Here is a 19428-nt window from a genome sequence, read left to right as displayed (position 1 = left end):
AGAGTAAAGATAGTAAGTAGTCAATTTTCGTATTATCTTTATTCTTATTAAAAAGAAAACGTCTTCATATTTTTGTTAACAGCATCTAGAAACCTTACCGCCTTTGGCGTTGTAACGAGCTTCTTGAGCCTCAGAGAAAAATTCCTTTCTAGATTTCACAGAATCATCGGGATGGCACTTTTTCATATGATCGACGTATGTTTCGTAGCTTGGAACGCCGACAAGAAGACTTAGGAATTGCTTTCTATACGATAAGATTTCCTTTAATTTGTTAAGCATAATTTGTAATATCTCCTCCGTCGCGAGGTACAGGAGCTGTCTCATGCAACGGTAATTTGTGGTTTGTAATGACTTTAATCCAAATTCTGATTGCTGAAATTAATACTGTAATGACAACTGCGATAAAAATAATACATAGGGTGGCATCAAGATAATCATTTACCAGAATTTGTTTCATTTGTGCCGGCGATGTTGCAGGTGCTAGCACTTTTCCATCATTATAGGCCTCTTTGAAAATGTTAGCATGGGCAAGGAAACCAATTTTTGGATTTTCATGGAATAATTTTTGCCAGCCTGCAGTTAGCGTGACGATTAACAACCATGTTGTCGGAAGCAATGTTACCCAAATATATGCTTTTTTGCCCATTTTAAAGAGGATCGTCGTACCGAGTAAAAGGGCAATAGCAGCTAACATTTGGTTAGCAATACCAAATAGCGGCCATAGTGTATTAATTCCTCCAAGCGGGTCAATAACACCTTGGTATAAGAAATAACCCCAAAACGTTACACATAGAGCGGTTGCGATCATATTAGGAATTAAAGCATCCGTTCTAGCAAAAGGCTTATAAGCAGTCCCGATAAGATCTTGAATCATAAAACGTCCAACACGTGTTCCTGCATCAATAGTAGTTAAAATAAAAAGTGCTTCAAAGAGGATCGCAAAATGGTACCAAAATGCCATTAGTGCCTTTCCACCGATGACTTTGGAGAATATGACAGCCATACCGATTGCAAGCGTCGGTGCACCGCCAGTTCTTGAAAGAATGGTTTGCTCCCCAACGTCATTTGCGAGTGCTTTTAAATCATCAGGAGTGATTGTAAAGCCCCAGCTCGAAACCGTTGAAGCAGCTTGGACAACATCCGTTCCGATTAAAGCAGGTGGACTATTAATCGCAAAGTAAACGCCAGGTGTCAATACGCAGGCCGCAATCATAGCCATAACCGCAACAAAAGATTCTGTCAGCATTGCTCCATATCCGATCGGACGAGCATGTGACTCACGTTCAATCATTTTAGGTGTTGTACCTGAGGAAACTAATGCATGGAATCCAGAAACAGATCCACAAGCAATTGTAATAAATAAAAACGGGAAGAGATTTCCTGCAAAAACTGGACCTGTACCGTCTATGAATTTTGTAACACCTGCCATTTCAAGGTTTGGTGCAACAATAATGATTCCTAACGCTAGGCCAAGGATTGTACCAATTTTCAAAAATGTACTTAAATAGTCTCGCGGTGCTAGAAGAAGCCAAACTGGTAAGACAGATGCAATAAATCCATAAATAATCATCATAATAGCAATTGTTTCACCCTTAAAGGTAAACATAGCTGCTAATGTTGGATTTTCAGCAACTGTTTGTCCGAAGAATAGAGAAATAAGCAACAAGACAATACCAATTAGAGAAGCTTCTCCGACACGCCCTGGGCGAATATAGCGCATATAAATTCCCATAAAAATAGCGATTGGAATGGTAGCAGCAATAGTAAACATTCCCCATGGACTTCCTACTAATGCTTTCACAACTACCAATGCTAATACAGCTAATAAAATAACCATAATTCCTAAAATACCTATCATTGAAATAATGCCTGTTACACGTCCCATTTCGTCCTTAATCATTTCACCGAGTGACTTACCATTTCGGCGCATAGAACCGAAAAGAATAATAAAGTCCTGAACAGCACCGGCTAACACAACTCCTACTACAATCCACAGAGTTCCAGGTAAATAACCCATTTGCGCTGCAAGAATTGGACCAACTAATGGCCCGGCACCGGCAATGGCAGCAAAGTGGTGTCCAAAGAGCACCCATTTATTTGTCGGAACATAGTCTTTTCCATCGTTATGTATTTCAGAAGGTGTTTTACGTTTGTCATCGAGCTGAAAAACCTTATTCGCAATAAACCTACTGTAGAAACGGTAAGCAATTGCATAAACAGAAATTGCTGCTGTTAAAAGCCAAATTGCATTAATACTTTCTCCACTATTTAAGGCCATCACCGCAAATCCTGCTGCTCCAAGGGCAGCAATTAATCCCCAAATTAAAATTGATTTAAGCGCTTTAATAAATATCGCCACCTTTTCCAAAATTTACAAGTATTATATCTTAAAATTAAGAAAATTCTAATAATTAATTAGACCTAATATGAAATAACATGTAAGTACAATCTTACCAATTCGTAAAATGATTAAATTAGTTTTGGGAGTGTAATGGCAGTCACTAGTTTTAATTTCGTTTCATCATTAATTTAATGAATGATTTTAATTTTAGGAGAAATACATTTAAGCTTTTTGTTAGGAATACCATCTATAATTCTAATAATAATTTTTTTATCAACTAGTAGAAAATAAATAGGACCCAAAACATTACAACCCATTATTAAATATGAATTTTTTATTAGTATGTACTACCTAAGTAGGACTATTTTAAAGTTGCAATTTATTATATTTAAATATCAAATTCAAGAGTAAGTAGTTTTCATTAACCATACAACATGCTTTTTTACATTTAGATTATTGAAAATAATAGTTTACTAATGTAAGATTAAGTAATAATCAGAAAATTCTGTTATGAGAGTGAGGCGTTTTGTATGGGTAAGAAAATTCCTGAACAGTGGTGGAGCCAATTAAAATTGCCAGCCATTTCTGCTCCAATGTTTTTAGTGTCTGGACCTGAGTTAGTAGAGTCAGTATGTTTAAATGGTGTAATAGGGTCATTCCCTGCACCAAATGCACGTCCAATTGAGCTACTTGATCAATGGATGGGTAGTTTAAATGAGAATCTAGCTTTAGCGCGAGAAAAAGAACCAGAGCGTAAGATTGCTCCTTGGGCAATTAATATGGTAGTTCACAGCTCATATAGCCGCTTACAAGAGGAGCTAGAACTGTTGAAAAAACATCAGCCTCAGCTTGTTATTACTTCATTAGGAAGTCCGAAAGTTGTAGTAGATATTGTACATAGCTATGGTGGACTTGTATTTTCTGATGTCAGCGATATGAAGTTTGCTAGAAAAGCAGCTGAAGCTGGGGTTGACGGTTTGATTCTAGTTTCTACTGGAGCAGGCGGTCATGCTGGAAATCTAAATGGATTTGCCTTTGTTGATAGTGTACGTACATTCTGGGATGGCATTATCGTGCTTGCAGGTGGAATTTCTACAGGGAAAAGCATTTTAGCAGCACAAGCGGCAGGTGCAGACTTAGCATATATGGGAACACGCTTCATCGTTGCTGAAGAAAGTTTGGCAAATGATGAGTACCGTCAAATGCTTGTTGATTCTACGCAAGACGATATCGTTCTAACAGATGCATTCTCTGGGGTAAAAGCAAATATGCTAATTCCGAGTATTGTAAAAGCCGGTCTTGATCCAGCGTTATTGAAAAAGAAAGATAAAGTTGAATTTGATAGCATGAAAAATGAAACGAGCGCAAAAGCCTGGAAAGAAATTTGGTCAGCAGGCCATGGGGTGGGTGCGATTACAAAAATCAGTTCAGCAGCTGATATTATTAGCGAGCTTGAAGAAGAGTATAATGTAGCTGTTCAAAAGCTAAATGAACAGGCTGAAAAGTTAAAGTCGACGGTCATTAAATAAGGTAAATTTGAAAGCGTTTTAGTAATGGATCAAAACACTTCGGAAAACTTTTTCTGAAGTGTTTTTTTTATGTTTTTTAATTTGTTGAAAAATAGCCATTTAATGAACACAACTTCGATCATTTTCTTCTAATTATGTATGTTAATATTTTCACAAAGTATATTCGATAATATGTAGATTGGAGGATTCTATGAAAGAAAATACGAAAATGTGGTGGAGTATTGCATTTTTATTATTCGTGGTCAGTATTGGATTTGTATTAAAGATGATGGACGTTTCACCTTATGGGATTGAATTTATGAAGGATCTTTTTAAGTAAAAGTGAAAGAAAATCTTTATTATAGGAGGTAGCTTAAATGAATATCTTGTTTAAATTATTGTGCTACATTGTTTGGTCATGTACTGGAGTTGTTTTGTTATAGGGTATATTTACTAGAGCAGAGATCGTAAGTTTTCTAACTGCTATAAGTTTAATTCTTGGTGGTATTTCTTTATATTTATATGCAATCTACGTGAATAGAAAGGGCTTTAGTAGACAACTAACATTAGTAACTGTATTTATTGGTATATGTTTGCTTTTTGATTTATAAGCTTGAAAAAATTTTTTATTTAAAATCAAAAACCGCCCAATCAGAGCGGTCCATACATCATTTCACCAACCCAAACAACTTCGTCTGTGTTTCCTTCCCGGCAATTCCATCAACTTTTAACTTTAACAGCTTGTTTTGTTTTTGAGTCATAGATACCGTGCGTTGATCCTGTGTAGAATTTTAGTTTCTTTAGAGCATTTTGTAAATCGGTTACACTTTTTCCTTTTGAGCCTGGTTTTAATGTGGCGTATACTTTTGGTGTTTGTAGGCTATAAAGCTTTGTTTGTACTTGTTTTCCTGCAATTCCATCAATCTTCAAATGGTATTTCTTTTGAAATGTAGTAACAGCATTTTTCGTTTTAGCATCGTATAGTCCGGTGACTGTCCCAAAGTAGAATCGATGTTTTTTGAGTGCAGTTTGTAATTTTTTTACACTTTCACCTTTTGAACCAATTTTTAGTGTTGGATAAGTAGTAGTAACGTTGGCAGGCGGGGGTAGTGTGACTCTATCGTCATGCGTAGTCATCCATCTTTTATAATTACTCCAAATTGCTGTGTTTTCGTCCCCAAGTGACCAGCTACCTGTGCCTTTTAATTCATATTTATGAACCAGGTCTACTTTTGCCTTTAGGGAAGTAAGATTTTCATACCAAAATACATATGTTCCTGGTTGTAATGTTCTGCCATGTATGACTGGAAGCGTGTCACCACTTTTAATTGTGATTGTTGCTTTTGGTGATTGGCTTGTTTGATCGTATGACACGACTCCTTTATATTTCGAAATGAGCGATTCAACTTGATCTACTCCTACCCCATACCCACCTTGGGCACTACCATCTTTCCAATACCGACCAAAGAATGGAACACCAAGCACGATTTTATCTTTTGATACACCTTGGTTTAACGCGTATTGAATGGATTTGTCGACCCAATCTCTACTAGCCACCGGCCCAGCAGTTCCACCTTGATAGTGTTCATCATAAGCCATGATGAATAAATAATCGGCATAACTAGCTAGTGCTTTATAGTCATAAGAGCCGTGCCATCCTTGTGTCCAACCATAGGGATTTGCAGCGACAGCAACTGAGACTTCTTTATCCTTTGGTAGTTTATTTCGAAGTAGCTTAACTAAATCAGTGAAAGCATCGCGATCATCATCGGTTACATTTTCAATATCAACATTGACACCATCTAGATTATTTTTCATGATAAAACTGGCAATTTGACTGGATAAAACATCACGGTTTGCTAAAGCAGTACGTCCTAATTCACGATCCCAGTGATTACTAAGGAATGGCACAACCTTCATGTTTCGTTTATGAACTTCACTCACTAGTTTCCTACTAAATTGATTTGTAACTTTAAGTGTCCCATCAGAATTAATATCAAAGAAACTTGGAGCAACGAGATTTAAATTTCCTTTCGTCTGATCAATTTGTGAAAGATATGAGTCTGTGTTACCAAAGTATAAATAGCTCATATTAAAATTTGCTGAATGTGCAGAGCTTTTCATTGGAAATGACGCTAATATAAACGAACCAGCCACAATACTGATCGTGGCAGTCTTAATTTGTGGCACGTTTTGCTGAATATATTCAATTGCTGATTTTTTTAAGTTAATAATCTTCTTGATTGAGGTCGTTCCAAATTCACTTGAAAACTCTTCTAAAAATGGTGATAAATGAACGATGATTATAGTCTCGCCATTTATCTGCTTAATCTCATATCTTTTAAATAAATCCACTTCGACTCCACCTGCTTTTCAACAAATTTCATAGTTAGTATTAAAAAAAACAGGAAGATGTATCCAAATAGTTATAAAAACTATATCTATAAATTTGGATTAAAAATTTATACTACGAAAACGAATTTAGTTAGTTTGGTAAAAAAGTATACATTTTGTATACATGCCTTCATTTACTAATAAATTAATAAGATTTTTATTTTTTTTTAATTTTATTTGGAAAAAAAGGAAAGAATTTTTCCTCATAAAAAGTCAAAAAAATGAGCTTAAACCCAATTGAATCATTTTTTGTAACATTTAACAGAATTCTCTTTTTTTACATGTCATCCATTCGTGAATTTTGTCTAATATATCAGAAAAATACCTTAAATATTTCTAATGGTAAATTTTTCATAATAAGGAGAATTGGAGAATCATAGGTAAAGTATAAAATTATGTCAGAAAAATATCAAACTTTGTCGGTAAAAATTTGTAATTTTATGTGTAATTCTACAAAATGAGTTTTTTTCTGCTATTTACGGGGTAATTTGGTCGTGTTACTTTTTATGTAGTTAGGAAAATACACCTAACAATTGGATGAAACTGTTGAAAAGGGGGATTATTTTAGTATTTCACTATAATTCAAAGGGGAGAAGCAAGTGAAAAAGAGAAAGAAATATCAAAGAAGTATGGCAGTAGGAGTTGCGACATTATTAACATTATCTAATGTTAGTATGGGACTTACTTCTGTTCATGCAGAGTCAGATGGGGATACCTCAAATTTTGAAGAGCCTAAAGCGGTTCCGCAGCAAAAAATCGATTTGGGTCAAAACTTCGATGATAACGATAAAGTACGTGTTATCGTTGAATTAGAAGGTGATCCAGCTATCGTTTTACCTACAAAACAAGGAAAAAGATATAAGGATCTTCCTGCATCGCAAAAAGAACAATTACAATCAGCAGTACAAGGCGAACAAAATGAATTTTTATCTGATGTAAAGGTAGAAGACATTGATTTTGATGTTGAAAACAAGGTAACGACAGTAATGAACGGTATTAGTGGTGAAGTAAAGTTTGGAGAAATTGATGAACTTGAAAAACTACCAAACGTTGAATCTGTAAGTCTTGTAAATCAATATCAAAGACCAACAGAAAAACCTCAGATGATTTCTAGTAAAGACCTCGTTGAAACAATTCAAACGTGGAATGCTGGATTTGATGGACGTGGAATGGTTGTAGGGGTTATCGATACTGGTATCGACTATACACACAAGGATATGAAACTGACAAATACTAGTCCTAAACTAACGAAAGAGTCAGTGGATGCAGTTGTCGCAAAAGAAGGATTAAAAGGTAAGTTTTATACAAGCAAAGTCCCATATGGTTATAACTACGCTGATAAAAATAGTGAAGTGAAAGACCTAGGACCAGATGCATCAATGCACGGTATGCACGTTGCTGGTACAGTTGGTGCAAACGGTGATGAGTCAGGAGATGGAATCAAAGGGGTAGCTCCTGAAGCGCAATTATTAGCACTTAAAGTATTCGGTAATGACCCTGCTATGCCTTCAACTTTCGGGGATATTTACATAAAAGCCATTGACGATGCGATTAAATTAGGTGCTGATGTTCTGAATATGAGTTTAGGATCAACTGCAGGTTTCGTAGATTCAAATAATTCAGAGCAAAAAGCGATTGACCGTGCAGTAAATAGTGGTGTTGTTATGTCCATTTCTGCAGGGAATAGTGCAAACTTTGGTAGTGGTGTTGATAAACCATACGCATCGAACCCTGATATTGGACTAGTTGGTTCACCTGGTTTATCAACAAACTCAATTTCGGTTGCTTCTTTAGAAAATAGTAAGATTACGTTAAAACAATTAACGATGAAGTTTGGTAATGAATCAATTCCAATTGCATACAAAACTCAGGATTCTCCGGATTTTGTTGAAGTGTTTGGCAAAACAAATGATCTAGATGTCGTGTATGTTGGTGACGGAAGTGCAGCTCAATACCAAGGTAAAGATGTAAAAGGTAAAGTTGTATTTGCAGTAAGATCTGCATCGGCTCCGAATTACGGTCAAATTCAACAGCAAGCTGAAGCTGCTGGAGCATCAGGCGTAATCGTTCGAGGAAACCCTGCTCACGGTGACTATGTAAGTATGGCTTTATTAAGCCCAAAAATACCATTAGTTTCTTTAAGTCAAAGTGACGGTAATCTGTTACAAGGAAAAATTATCGCTAATGGTGGTACTGCTAAAGTAAACTTCCCTGATAAACCAATGCAAGTTGCAAATACTGCAGCTGGTAGAATGTCTACGTTTACTTCATGGGGATTAACGCCTGATTTAGGAATTAAACCAGAACTTACTGCACCGGGTGGACAAATTTATTCTACTCTTAATAACAATAAATATGGTGTTATGAGTGGTACGTCAATGGCAGCTCCACACGTTGCAGGTGGTTCAGCTCTTGTGTTACAACGAGTTCAACAATTATTCCCAACTCTAACAGGTGCGGAAAAAGTAAAACGCGCAAAACTTCTTCTAATGAATACAGCTAAACCTGTAACTGATCCAGACAACAATAATATCTACTATTCTCCTCGTCGCCAAGGTGCTGGATTAATGCAACTACATTCAGCAATCTCTACACCAATTTACGTTGTAAATAAAGGAACAAATGAAGGTAAGGTTGAATTAAAAGAAATTAATAACGATTCCTTCACAATGACATTAACAGCTACTAACTTCAGTAATCAGGATGTAACGTATAATGTTGATGCTTCAGTGTTAACTGATGCAATTGCAAATGGCTATAATCAACTAAAGGAAAAAGTCATTTCTGATGCAAAAGTAACTGTTGCTACACCTAAAATCACTCTTTTAGCGGGGGAATCAGCTGATATTACAGTGAAAGTTGACTTAACAAATGCAAAAGCTGCTTTAGAAGCATTAATGGAAAACGGTTATTTTGTAGAAGGCTTCATTAAATTAACAAACGACTCACAAGAAAATCCTTTCCCAGCAATTTCTGTACCATTTGTAGGCTTTAAAGGTGATTGGAACAAGCCTCCGGTATTAGATGGAATGATTTATGATGCAGATTCATTCTACGGATATTCTGGTATGGTTGATGAGTACGGTGAGTACTTAGGTTTCAATAAATTTAAAGGTTATGACAAGAATTTAATCACAATTTCACCAAATGGTGATGGATTGAATGAAGCGATCACACCAGTTCTTTCATTCTTACGTAATAGTAAATCAGTTGAATACAGCATTGTGAATCAAGCTGGTACAACTTTAAGAAAAATTACAACAGATGGAGAACAGCGTAAAAACTATCTTGTTTCTTCTGCAGGAGCAGCTTCACTTTACTCTTATAAAAAGATTACACAGTGGGATGGTTTAATTAATAACAAGAAAACGGCTGATGGTCTTTACTATTATCAAGTAAAAACACAAGTAGACTTAGCTGGTGAAACTCCTCAAGTTGTAAAAATACCAGTTCGTGTTGATACAACGGCACCAACAGTTTCAAATGCAGCTTATAGCAGTAATACTGGATACTTAACATTTACAGCTAGTGATACTTCTTCTGGTAGCGGACTACAATTACTTGAAATTTATGTAGATGGCAAAAAATTAGGTGAAGTGAACCCGACAGGAAAAACAAACTTTAAAGTGAAGATTGGTAAAGTAAACGACGGTTCTACAATCGAAGTAATTGCTTACGACTATGGATATAACACTGGTGGTCAATCATTAACTGGTAAATGGGATAATACAATTCCATATATCATTACTGACTCTCCAGAAGCTCTAGGATACTATGATACTCGTGAAGTTCCATTATCTGGTTATGTAAGTGATGGTTCTGCTGTTGAGTACCTAAAAGTGAAAGGCGACAAGATTGAAGGTGGAGAAATCGACTTAGATCTTGAATATAACTCAACATTAAAAGAATATGAGTTTGCTACACAAATACCATTTACTGAAGATGGCGTTCATGAGATTTACTTTGAAGGTGAAGATTCAGTTGGTAACCATATTGAATTCAGACGTCAAATTATTGTTGATACTGAAGGCCCAACAGTTGATGTAACTGGAGTTCCTGAAAATAACGTCGTAGCAGCTGACGGACAAGATCCTGAAGTAACAGTTACAGTAGCAGATAATTTTGATGAACTTCGTTTACAAGTAAATGGAAGCGAAGAATTCAAAACAGTATTTGATGAGCCATTTGAAAGAAGAGCTCTTACTAAAGAACAAAAAGTAACATTACATTTAGAGCCAGGTGAAAATAACTTTGAGTTCACAGCTACAGACTTAACTGGTCATGTAGTGACAAAAACAATTTGCATCTATAAAGGTGAAGCTGCACCTGCTTCATTTGTTACGAACTTCTCAGCATCACCAACTCAAGATGTAAGTGCAAACCGTCCATATGAATTTACTGCAGAAGCTTCTACTTCAATTAAATGGAATGCAAAAGTAGTAGATCCAAATGGAAAAGAAATTGCGCTTGAAGGAGCAGAAGGCAAGACTTACAAATCTTCATTCACTCCAGATGCATTAGCACAAAATGGTTCTTACACATTAGTGTTAACTTCTGAAGATGGTACTCTATCAAAATCTCAAACATTTACAGTAGTGAACTTCCCAATCACTGTAAATAGCGTTTCTACAATCGATGGAGCTGGAAACAAAACATCTACCTTCACTACAAGTGATACTGTAAGTGTTAAAGGTAACTTGAAGAACTTAGGACAAAATGCAGTAAGTCCTACAGTATTCGTTCAAGTAAAAGATGCTGATGGAACAGTCGTTTACTTCAAACAAGTTGATCTGAATACATTAAAGAACGGATCAATGAATAGATTTGGAGTGGATCTTGCACTAGATGAATTTGAAAAAGGATCTTATAAAGTTGAAGTATTTGTATGGGATCAAAAAAATAACCCATTAACAGAAAGCAGTAGTCAACAAACATTTACAGTGAATTAAGTAAGTAGAGAAGTGGGAGGTGTTCCATGCCTCCCTAACTTCCTACTAATTATGCAGGGAGTGAATACTTTGAAGAATAAATTATTAATGATTCTAACAACTTTTATCTTAACAATTGGAATAGTAATACCAGTATTTGCATCAACAGTAACTGTGGATTTTCAAACAGATAAGGCAGCTTATTCAGCAAGTTCAACAATTGCTGTAACAGGTAATGTTTTAAAAGATGGACAAGCAGGTAAAGGAACAAATCCATTATTACAATTGTTAAACCCAAGTGGACAAGTAGTAGAAGTTAAGCAATGGAATGATAGCGAAATTGGAACAAACGGTGCAATCTCAACAAATATTAAACTAGGAACAAATATTGTAAACGGTACATACACTCTTCGATTAACAGCAGGAGGAGATTTTAAAACAAATACAATCACAATTTCTGGTGGGGTAACTCAAACAGGATCTGTGACTATAGGATTTGATAAACCTGAATATTCACCAAATGGTTTGGTTCGTATAGATGGTAATGTGTTAGTTGATAATAAACCTGCAAACAAAACGGTTAGCATTAAAGTTGAAAAGGGTAGTTCAGTAATTTTACCTCCAACAAATGTAACAAGCCCTGGAGGAGTATTTACAAAATCATTTACGATTCCTGCAAATGCTTCACCAGGAACTTATACAGTAACAGCTTCAATTGTTGGTATGAGTGCAATTGATTCGAAAACATTCGTTGTAAAAGCTGCTCCAACGACTCCAACAGATCCAGGTACACCACCTCCAGGTCCAGTTGTACCGCCAACTGATCCAGAGCCACCAGCAACAGGCTTGGAAGCACCAAAGGTGGATGCAGTTACATCTGAAAGTACAGTTATTTCAGGAAAAGCAAAAGCTGGTACTACTGTATCAGTGACGGATAAGAAAGAATTCAATGCTACAACGACAGCTGATGCAAGTGGAGCTTTTTCTATTAAACTTTCAAAGAAAATAAAAGAAGGAACTGTTTTATATGTGAAAGCAACAGATTCAAAAGGTGAAGCTAGTAAAGAAGTCGCAATTGTTGTAGCAGACAAAACAGCTCCGAAAGCACCAACAGTATCAGCTTTAAAAGATTATGACAAAGTCATCACTGGTAAAGCAGAAGCTGGATCAATCATTACAATTAAAGCAGGTACAAAAGTGATCAAAACGGGTACTGCAGATAAAAATGGAAACTTTAAAATTTCAATTCCTGCTCAAAAAGCAAATACGATCTTGTTCATCACTTCAAAAGACAAAGATGGTAATGTTAGTACTGTAACGAAAGTGAAAGTACTTGATAAAACAGCACCAGGTGCACCAACGGTCATTAAAGTTAAAGCATCATCAAAAACTGTGACTGGTAAAGCTGAAGCAGGTGCAACTGTTTACGTTAAAGTAGGTAAAAAAGTAATCGGTAGTGCTGTTGTAAACAGTAAAGGTAGTTACACAGTTAAAATTAATAACCAAAAAGCGGGAACAACACTTGTTGTTTACGTAAAAGATAAAGCTGGAAATGTAGGGAAAACGAAATCTATTAAAGTGAGTAAGTAAAAAAAGCTTGTGGACGTAATAGTCCACAAGCTTTTTTATTTAAAGTATATGTACGAATAGGAATTTTATATTTGAAATTCAAGAAACTTGCTCAATCAGTCGATATATAAGGAGGAATATCTATAATATATATTTCTTTATAGGTCTTATATCAGGATACATATTCTCAAATTAAAGGATTTTCTTGTAATATGTAGTATTTAATACGAAAGTAAGAACTTTAAGGGAGAACAGAGTGAGATGGAAATATCGAGAAAGAACATAAAAAAGAAGAAAAAATATAGAAAAGTGCTATTTTTTATTCTATCAATTTGCATGATACTCTTAGCGGTTGTTGGATATAAGGGATATGTTACGTATACAGAACTAAATAAAATAACACAAGGTGAAGAAATTAAGTCAATCATTAGACCGGAAAAAGTTGAGGTCGATGTTCAAGAAGAACCAATTTCAATATTGTTTTTAGGACTGGAGGATTATGTAACAAAGGGAGTTAATGGAAGAACGGATGCCATTATACTAGCGACTTATAATCCAAAAGATCAAACACTGAAAACGTTAAGCGTCCCAAGGGATACATATGTTGATATTGTAAACTTTAATGTTACCTCTAAAATAAATGGTGCTTATGCAAGAGGTGGCATACAAACAACGGTACAGACGATTGAGAATTTCTTACATGTGCCAATTGACTATTATGTAACTGTCAATTTCGATGGATTTAAAAACATAGTTGACGAAGTTGGTGGGGTAACAGTAGATGTACCATTTGATTTCTGGGAGCATACCGATTCTGTTCCTAGAGAAAAGGTCTATTTTACAAAGGGAATGCAGCATTTAAATGGTCAAGAAGCTTTAGCATATTCTCGAATGAGAAAACGTGACATAAATAATGACTTTGGGCGACAAGAGCGTCAAAGACAAGTGTTGGCTGCCATTTTAAATGAACTAAAATCTCCAAAATCACTATTAAAAACAGATACATATGCAAAAGAATTCAGCAAAAACATTCGTACGAATATGGGTATTGGTGACGCGATCAAACTATATCGCAGCCTACCGGATGATATAACAGCACATATTGAACCGTTAAGTTATACTGGTAAAAATGAATTAATTAATGGGATCTGGTACTATGTTGCAGATCAATCAAGTGTAGATGATATATCAACAAAATTTAAAAATCACTTAGGGATCACTGCCGATACAGTTGGAAAAATAACAGAATCAGCTGAGTAAAAGAAAAAGTCTTCAACTTTGAAGACTTTTTTATTGTTTGTAGTAGTGCTTATGATGAACCATCACCAGGTGGAAAACCGTTAGATTTAATACGTTCTAATTCCTGTAATTGCTGTTCTGAAAGTTCACGAGAAGGCCTGCCAATTATCCCAATTATGAAGATGATGACAAATATTCCAATAAAAAAAATGATGCTCCAAATCATAGTGAAATACCTCCTTTTGTTATTGTATGCTTGTTATTATGATTTATCATAATTAAAGAATAAGTGAAAGGACGATTAACATAGTTTGCTATGCTAATCGTCCTTTTTAAAATTTAATGCTTATTTAGTTGGAGATGGAAATCTCGCAGCTTCAAAATGAGTACTAGCTTGACCATCTGCATTTACTGCAATAATACCAGCAGTACTACTTTGAGCAAAAATTTCAACCTGATCCTTTGCTCTAAGATTTAGGATCGTTGAGACATTAGCAACATTTCCAAAGTTTATTGGACCAAAGAAATCGTTGTCAATAGCGATCGCAGGTCTTCCATTCACGCGAATTTCAATGCGGACTCTATAATTAACATTTGCATTATTAGGAGCAAAAGAAATCGTTGCAGAAACTAAATATACACCATTATTATTTGGTCTAAATGTTGATGTAATTGGATTATACTCATTTGCTAAATCAAACTGTTTAACTTGATAGTTTACTTTTACAAAAGTGTTTTCAGGTACGGTTTGATTTGCATTATTGACAGCTCTAAAGGCTGAAGCAATATTCATATTCTCTTCATTTGAATCATTAGGTTTTTTCGGCGGTTTAGGTGGCAAACTGTTCACATCCCTTATATAAACTTCTATATTATATTAGGGCAAGATTGATGGGATTGTATGCTTGTCTATGATTATTGGTTTAATTTTTACATACACTATAATTTTTTATTCTTTTATTGTTAGTTATGTCAATTTAGTTTCATAGTCTATGATATGATAAATTTAATTATAAGGGCTCAAGTCTCCTTTAGGAGTCGTGTGAATGATAGGATGATCGTTTTTTAAGATTTCTTCTTTAAAAAACAAGAATACACACCATTAGATAACATTTTAAAGGAGAAGTATTATGCCAAAGTTCAAAAAATATAGGGTGCTATTTAGTTTAATATTACTGTACTATATATGGTTCCTATTCTTGAAATCTAGTTTTATAGTAAATGGAAATAATAAGGAAAATATAGAAAAAGTTATCCAATCTGTTGATTGGTACAATAAGAAAGATTCAATTGAAATCATAAAAATTATTGATTCAAAGAATGATCGATTAGTAGCTTTTTTGTATAATAACAATCCTGCATATATTCATTTTATTAAAAATGAATTTGGAAACTATGAAGTCACATATAAAGAATTTAGATCTAATGAATCACTCTCGACTTTTACTGTGGATGTATCTTTAGATAGAATACTAGTCATTACGAATAATCTTAATCAAATTGCTAAATTGAATTTATCAGTAAATGGAATAAAACAAGTCGAGGAAGAAATGAAAGTCGGAAAACCTTCAGCTTTATTATTAGAAATAGATCATTTACCAAAATCTATCGATAATAGCTACGAGTTTCAATATCAATTTTTTAATGGTAATGGCAAACAGATTATAACAAAGGAATAGTGTAATAAATTGTTACTATAAGTATTTTAGAAAAAGATAACATTTAAAATTCAAGGAGTTTATTAACATGAGAAACTTTACATCCAAGAACAAAATACTATTTGCAACGATTATGTCTGCACTTGTTTTACTTGCAGCATTATCCCCTATTTTTATTCCAAAAATAAAACACTTGATAGCGGTTTCTCAAATTGAACCTACACAAAAAAGGTTATTAGATCAGATCACAAATGATGCTGGGAAAGGCAAAATGATTAACAGTCCATTTAAAATAGGAGATTCATATTCTTCTGTAAAAAAGCAATGGGGAGCTGCTGATACTGATCCAAGTGATAATGGAAACACTCCTTTTCTTATGGATCTGCTTGTTAATGGAATGTATCCAGAAGATATGCGTAGTTTCATTTATGAAAAAAAAGCCGTTAAATTTGAAGTGAATTCGATGAGAAAAATAAATAGTATGACAACAGTTGACAAAAGACTGAACAAATTATCAAAATCTATTCTTACTAAATATTATGGGAAACCTGAACATGAATACTCGGACTACTCCTTATATAAAGTAGGGGAGTACCAACTTATGTTTCAGTTTTTACATGATGGTGAGTTTTACAATACGAATAGGTATATCATTATACCCAAGGATTCTACAAAACAAATAAACACTCTGAAAAAAATTGCGAAATTAGCAAAACAAGGGAAGGTATTAAATTTTACATACCCAGTAGGGACGCCTGTTAAGGAGATTACTCAAAAATTAGGAGAACCCAATCAAATTGACTCAGGTGGTTCTAATCTCATTTATAAAGATGTTTCATTAGATGTTGATCAAAAGAATCAGTTAATCAAAGGGATGCTAGTTACTGATCCAAACTTAAAAAAAATTTCATATATTACGTTGAAAAATACACTAGGAAAACCTTTTAAAGAAGAAAATGATGAAAGTAGATTTTTAACATATAAATTTGGAAACTATAAAATTCATTTTTACTTTGGGGGAGATGTACCAGGTAATCCAGACCTAGGCTTCTATTCTCTTGACTAGTTAATCTATTGCTGGAAATAAAAAAAGTGTGTATAAGAGTTTAAAGGAGTTGCTATGCAACTCTTTTTTTTCTGTAGAAATGCAATGAGATACTTAATAAAAGGGTTTTTGATTACCTTATAGAATTACAAATAAATGGAAAATTTTAGTAAATGTGAGGTATGCAAATGAGGCAAACAAAGTGGTCTGAAATATTATTAATGTTTAGTCCTGTTATCATTATTCCTATTATTTTATTTATTGTTTTACATTCTACTCCTAAGTTAGCAGTAAGAACACATGTTTTTTTAAATGGGCATCCGATATTGGCATTTCAAACAGAAATCATCGATGATCAAGAACATAATAAAATGGACGAGGAGTATTTAAAGAAAGAACAAGCAAAATGTTACTCTTTAACAAAAGCACCTAAAGGTGGTGCAACAGAATCGTATTTTACTAATTATATTGTTCGAAAAAAGGGATTCATCTATAAAGCTAATTATTATGGGAATGCTTAAACATTCAATTATTTGTGTAAAGGAATATATATAAAAGATAAGTTCTTATTCTAGTAAAGCTAATAGTAAAGTAAGAACTTTAATTAAATTTAAAGACAAGATAATTTAAAAAGTACATACAAATGATTTCAATTATAATATACTAACGTTAAGTATTTGTAAAAATCTGAATATTATTTCGTGAGGTAACATTCAACTAATAATAGTGATTACAAAAGGACTTTAGATTTGCTGAATAATTTTTATCTAGCGAACTATTAATCATAAGTGTGAATTAGAAAAAAACCTAGATTATTAATTCTAGGTTTCTAAAGTAGATGATTTATTTTAACCATTTTTGAATAATATAGTATTCTTCACTAGATAGAATAAGAGACTTCTGTTGATTGGATTTGATTGATTGAACTAAAGGTCGATGGATAAAGATTTGTATAAAGAGAAATACCAGAATGATGATAATAAGGAACCCTTTTAATAAACGAAGTAAGGTCATCTTAATCACTCCTTTATACAATCTATTCAGAATTAGTCCATCTATGTTTTATTGGAATGATTAATGAGTAATTGTTTTAGAGAAATGTTTTTATAAAGTTAGATATATAATTCTCATAACATAGTTCTGAAGAGCAAAAGACCGATGCATTTGAAATAGAAATAGCAAAGTTTGTAAAAAGATTTAATTGAGAATGATATTCATTTTTAATTAAAAATGAGATATAATGTTTTTAACAGATTTCAAAAGTATGTAAAAATCATTAATCTATATTTTATGAGGAGAAATTATGGATACTACAAGAGTATTTTTTAGGTGGATCAATAAAAATAGAGACAAAGGTGATTTATATTTTATTTTACTAGTTGTTTCGGTCATTCTAACATCAGCAATTATGACAAAATTATTTGAACCTAATCTAGCCGTAGCCATGCTCTTATGTTTCATTTTTTTAGTTATATTTAGAGTAATTGAGGATTGTATCGGTTTTTTATTTAAAGCGAGAAACAAAAAAGAACAACTATATATATCAATCATTCCTCATAGTTTGATTATTTCAATCACATTCTTAATGAACTATTTTTAATTAATGAACGCTACTTTTTGGACGGAACGATGTAAATAAATAGACATCAAAAAAAGACTATTCAGCCGTTGTTCACCTGTATTTTACAGTTGAATAACGGCTGAGTTTTTTTATGAATTGAAAAGACCCAAGAAAAGGATAATCAACAAATAAAAAAGAACTTGTATATAGAACAAAAAAGAACAGGAGTTATAATGGCACAACTAATTGTTCGTCCCTATACTTATGAAGATGCAGAAGAAAAACTTCATCTACACCAAGAAAATAAAGAACATTTCCAAAAATGGTCTCCGGTCAAAAGAAAAGAAGATTTTTTCACACTACAAGGACAAATAGATTGCATAAAAGAATATATAAAAAATAGTTCAGAGGATAAAAGGTATGATTTCGCTATTTTTCTAAAAGATAATTCCTCACATACATTGATTGGAGAAGTTCAGTTCGTCTTTGTAGAACGAGGCCCTAAACAAAGCTGCATGGTAGGCTATCAAATAGGAGAAAAATTTAACGGTCATGGATATATGACAAAAGCCTTGGAAATTGCATTAAAAATTGCTTTCCAAGAATTGAAATTTCACCGAGTAACCTCAGAAGTAAATCCAGAAAACAAAGCATCCTTACGAGTACTCGAAAAGCTAGGCTTTGTGAAAGAAGGGTACCTCAGAAAAAACTTAAAAGTTGGAGACGAATGGTGTGACCATGTTTGTGTGGCGTTGTTAGAGGAAGAATTTATTGCATTGAATCATAGTAAATAAGTTCAACATTTTTATTATTTTTGCCGAAAAAACAATCCTTTAAAAACAACGGTATCATTTAACGAAGGATAAGATGCGAGAAATTATTTCCCAGGCACTAATTTTTTCTTAAAGATTAAGTTTTTTTACAGATAAATAAAGAAGTTGAATGGAACGGAAGGATGCTCGACTCCTATGGGAAATGCTGGACAGCTGAGACCCCACAGGAGGCCCACAGGATGTGGGTCATGCATGCGTTACGACAGGACGTCGTGGTTTTTTAGCATGCCTACCTTTATCGAGGGAGGCTCAGCGCCAGCCCCATGGAAAGCGAGCATCCTGGAGTGGAATTCAACATACTTCTTTAACAGATCAATATTAGACTAGTTAACATTTTGTAAAAGCTTAGTAA

General features: G+C 34.0%; 16 protein-coding genes. 10 read left to right on the top strand and 6 right to left on the bottom strand.

Annotated features, from left to right (window positions below):
• Positions 1-75 precede the first annotated feature (75 nt).
• Together ABID96_RS14770 and ABID96_RS14765 are read right to left on the bottom strand one after the other, a co-directional pair.
• Positions 76-279 carry a YbdD/YjiX family protein gene (locus ABID96_RS14770; RefSeq protein ID WP_192602688.1) on the bottom strand — a complete coding sequence of 68 codons (204 nt, stop codon included), beginning with the start codon at positions 277-279 and terminating at the stop codon, positions 76-78.
• Complete coding sequence (locus ABID96_RS14765) at positions 272-2347, bottom strand: carbon starvation CstA family protein (protein ID WP_192603156.1); 2076 nt, start codon at positions 2345-2347, stop codon at positions 272-274. Before ABID96_RS14765 ends, ABID96_RS14770 begins: the two co-directional genes overlap by 8 nt.
• Before the next feature lie 524 nt (positions 2348-2871).
• Here ABID96_RS14765 and ABID96_RS14760 point away from each other — a divergent pair.
• Together ABID96_RS14760 and ABID96_RS14755 are read left to right on the top strand one after the other, a co-directional pair.
• Entirely contained in the window at positions 2872-3870 is a 999-nt protein-coding gene (locus ABID96_RS14760) for an NAD(P)H-dependent flavin oxidoreductase (protein WP_192602687.1), read from the top strand.
• Positions 3871-4060: 190 nt separating this feature from the next.
• A complete protein-coding gene (locus tag ABID96_RS14755; RefSeq protein WP_377896917.1) occupies positions 4061-4189 on the top strand; it encodes a hypothetical protein in 129 nt (42 codons plus the stop codon).
• Between the two features lie 380 nt (positions 4190-4569).
• On the opposite strand, the gene ABID96_RS14750 is transcribed toward ABID96_RS14755, so the two are convergent.
• Positions 4570-6204: a glycosyl hydrolase family 18 protein gene (locus ABID96_RS14750; protein ID WP_377896916.1), complete on the bottom strand. Its 1635-nt coding sequence runs from the start codon at positions 6202-6204 to the stop codon at positions 4570-4572.
• Positions 6205-6842: 638 nt separating this feature from the next.
• Here ABID96_RS14750 and ABID96_RS14745 point away from each other — a divergent pair.
• The 3 genes from ABID96_RS14745 (at position 6843) to ABID96_RS14735 (ending at position 14000) form a co-directional block, all read left to right on the top strand.
• The gene (locus ABID96_RS14745) at positions 6843-11192 is read left to right on the top strand and encodes a S8 family serine peptidase (protein ID WP_192602686.1); all 4350 of its coding nucleotides are present in this window, start codon (positions 6843-6845) and stop codon (positions 11190-11192) included.
• A gap of 69 nt (positions 11193-11261) precedes the next feature.
• A complete protein-coding gene (locus ABID96_RS14740; protein WP_192602685.1) occupies positions 11262-12761 on the top strand; it encodes an Ig-like domain-containing protein in 1500 nt (499 codons plus the stop codon).
• A 240-nt stretch (positions 12762-13001) separates the two neighbouring features.
• Positions 13002-14000: an LCP family protein gene (locus tag ABID96_RS14735; protein WP_192602684.1), complete on the top strand. Its 999-nt coding sequence runs from the start codon at positions 13002-13004 to the stop codon at positions 13998-14000.
• Between the two features lie 49 nt (positions 14001-14049).
• On the opposite strand, the gene ABID96_RS14730 is transcribed toward ABID96_RS14735, so the two are convergent.
• Together ABID96_RS14730 and ABID96_RS14725 are read right to left on the bottom strand one after the other, a co-directional pair.
• Entirely contained in the window at positions 14050-14205 is a 156-nt protein-coding gene (locus ABID96_RS14730) for a hypothetical protein (RefSeq protein WP_192602683.1), read from the bottom strand.
• 120 nt (positions 14206-14325) lie between these two features.
• Positions 14326-14820: an ABC transporter permease gene (locus ABID96_RS14725; protein ID WP_192602682.1), complete on the bottom strand. Its 495-nt coding sequence runs from the start codon at positions 14818-14820 to the stop codon at positions 14326-14328.
• 289 nt (positions 14821-15109) lie between these two features.
• Between ABID96_RS14725 and ABID96_RS14720 the strand changes: the two genes are divergently transcribed.
• The 3 genes from ABID96_RS14720 to ABID96_RS14710 all read left to right on the top strand — a co-directional run bounded on the left by ABID96_RS14720 (position 15110) and on the right by ABID96_RS14710 (position 17203).
• A complete protein-coding gene (locus ABID96_RS14720) occupies positions 15110-15658 on the top strand; it encodes a hypothetical protein (protein WP_192602681.1) in 549 nt (182 codons plus the stop codon).
• Positions 15659-15725: 67 nt separating this feature from the next.
• Positions 15726-16703 carry a DUF4309 domain-containing protein gene (locus ABID96_RS14715; RefSeq protein ID WP_192602680.1) on the top strand — a complete coding sequence of 326 codons (978 nt, stop codon included), beginning with the start codon at positions 15726-15728 and terminating at the stop codon, positions 16701-16703.
• Between the two features lie 167 nt (positions 16704-16870).
• Positions 16871-17203, top strand: coding sequence for a hypothetical protein (locus ABID96_RS14710; protein WP_192602679.1), 333 nt, complete (start codon positions 16871-16873; stop codon positions 17201-17203).
• A 322-nt stretch (positions 17204-17525) separates the two neighbouring features.
• Here the strand turns inward: ABID96_RS14710 and ABID96_RS14705 are convergent, their stop codons facing one another.
• On the bottom strand, positions 17526-17696 hold the full coding sequence (locus ABID96_RS14705) for a hypothetical protein (RefSeq protein WP_192602678.1): 171 nt from the start codon (positions 17694-17696) through the stop codon (positions 17526-17528).
• A gap of 289 nt (positions 17697-17985) precedes the next feature.
• Here ABID96_RS14705 and ABID96_RS14700 point away from each other — a divergent pair, with 289 nt between their 5' ends.
• Both ABID96_RS14700 and ABID96_RS14695 read left to right on the top strand, forming a co-directional pair.
• The gene (locus ABID96_RS14700) at positions 17986-18282 is read left to right on the top strand and encodes a hypothetical protein (protein ID WP_192602677.1); all 297 of its coding nucleotides are present in this window, start codon (positions 17986-17988) and stop codon (positions 18280-18282) included.
• Between the two features lie 194 nt (positions 18283-18476).
• Complete coding sequence (locus ABID96_RS14695; RefSeq protein WP_192602676.1) at positions 18477-19037, top strand: GNAT family N-acetyltransferase; 561 nt, start codon at positions 18477-18479, stop codon at positions 19035-19037.
• Positions 19038-19428: the final 391 nt, after the last annotated feature.

It is taken from the genome of Gottfriedia sp. OAE603 (assembly GCF_040543965.1).
Classification (GTDB): domain Bacteria; phylum Bacillota; class Bacilli; order Bacillales; family Bacillaceae_G; genus Gottfriedia; species Gottfriedia solisilvae.
This window is presented reverse-complemented; position numbering and strand designations above follow the sequence as displayed.

What these genes read in the sequence shown, in the direction of transcription:
- ABID96_RS14715 (WP_192602680.1), top strand. Translation starts at nt 15,726, where the DNA reads ATGAGAAACTTTACATCCAAGAACAAAATACTATTTGCAACGATTATG.
- ABID96_RS14710 (WP_192602679.1), top strand. Translation starts at nt 16,871, where the DNA reads ATGAGGCAAACAAAGTGGTCTGAAATATTATTAATGTTTAGTCCTGTT.
- ABID96_RS14735 (WP_192602684.1), top strand. Translation starts at nt 13,002, where the DNA reads ATGGAAATATCGAGAAAGAACATAAAAAAGAAGAAAAAATATAGAAAA.
- ABID96_RS14720 (WP_192602681.1), top strand. Translation starts at nt 15,110, where the DNA reads ATGCCAAAGTTCAAAAAATATAGGGTGCTATTTAGTTTAATATTACTG.
- ABID96_RS14760 (WP_192602687.1), top strand. Translation starts at nt 2,872, where the DNA reads ATGGGTAAGAAAATTCCTGAACAGTGGTGGAGCCAATTAAAATTGCCA.
- ABID96_RS14755 (WP_377896917.1), top strand. Translation starts at nt 4,061, where the DNA reads ATGAAAGAAAATACGAAAATGTGGTGGAGTATTGCATTTTTATTATTC.
- ABID96_RS14695 (WP_192602676.1), top strand. Translation starts at nt 18,477, where the DNA reads ATGGCACAACTAATTGTTCGTCCCTATACTTATGAAGATGCAGAAGAA.
- ABID96_RS14730 (WP_192602683.1), bottom strand. Translation starts at nt 14,205, where the DNA reads ATGATTTGGAGCATCATTTTTTTTATTGGAATATTTGTCATCATCTTC.
- ABID96_RS14700 (WP_192602677.1), top strand. Translation starts at nt 17,986, where the DNA reads ATGGATACTACAAGAGTATTTTTTAGGTGGATCAATAAAAATAGAGAC.
- ABID96_RS14770 (WP_192602688.1), bottom strand. Translation starts at nt 279, where the DNA reads ATGCTTAACAAATTAAAGGAAATCTTATCGTATAGAAAGCAATTCCTA.
- ABID96_RS14705 (WP_192602678.1), bottom strand. Translation starts at nt 17,696, where the DNA reads ATGACCTTACTTCGTTTATTAAAAGGGTTCCTTATTATCATCATTCTG.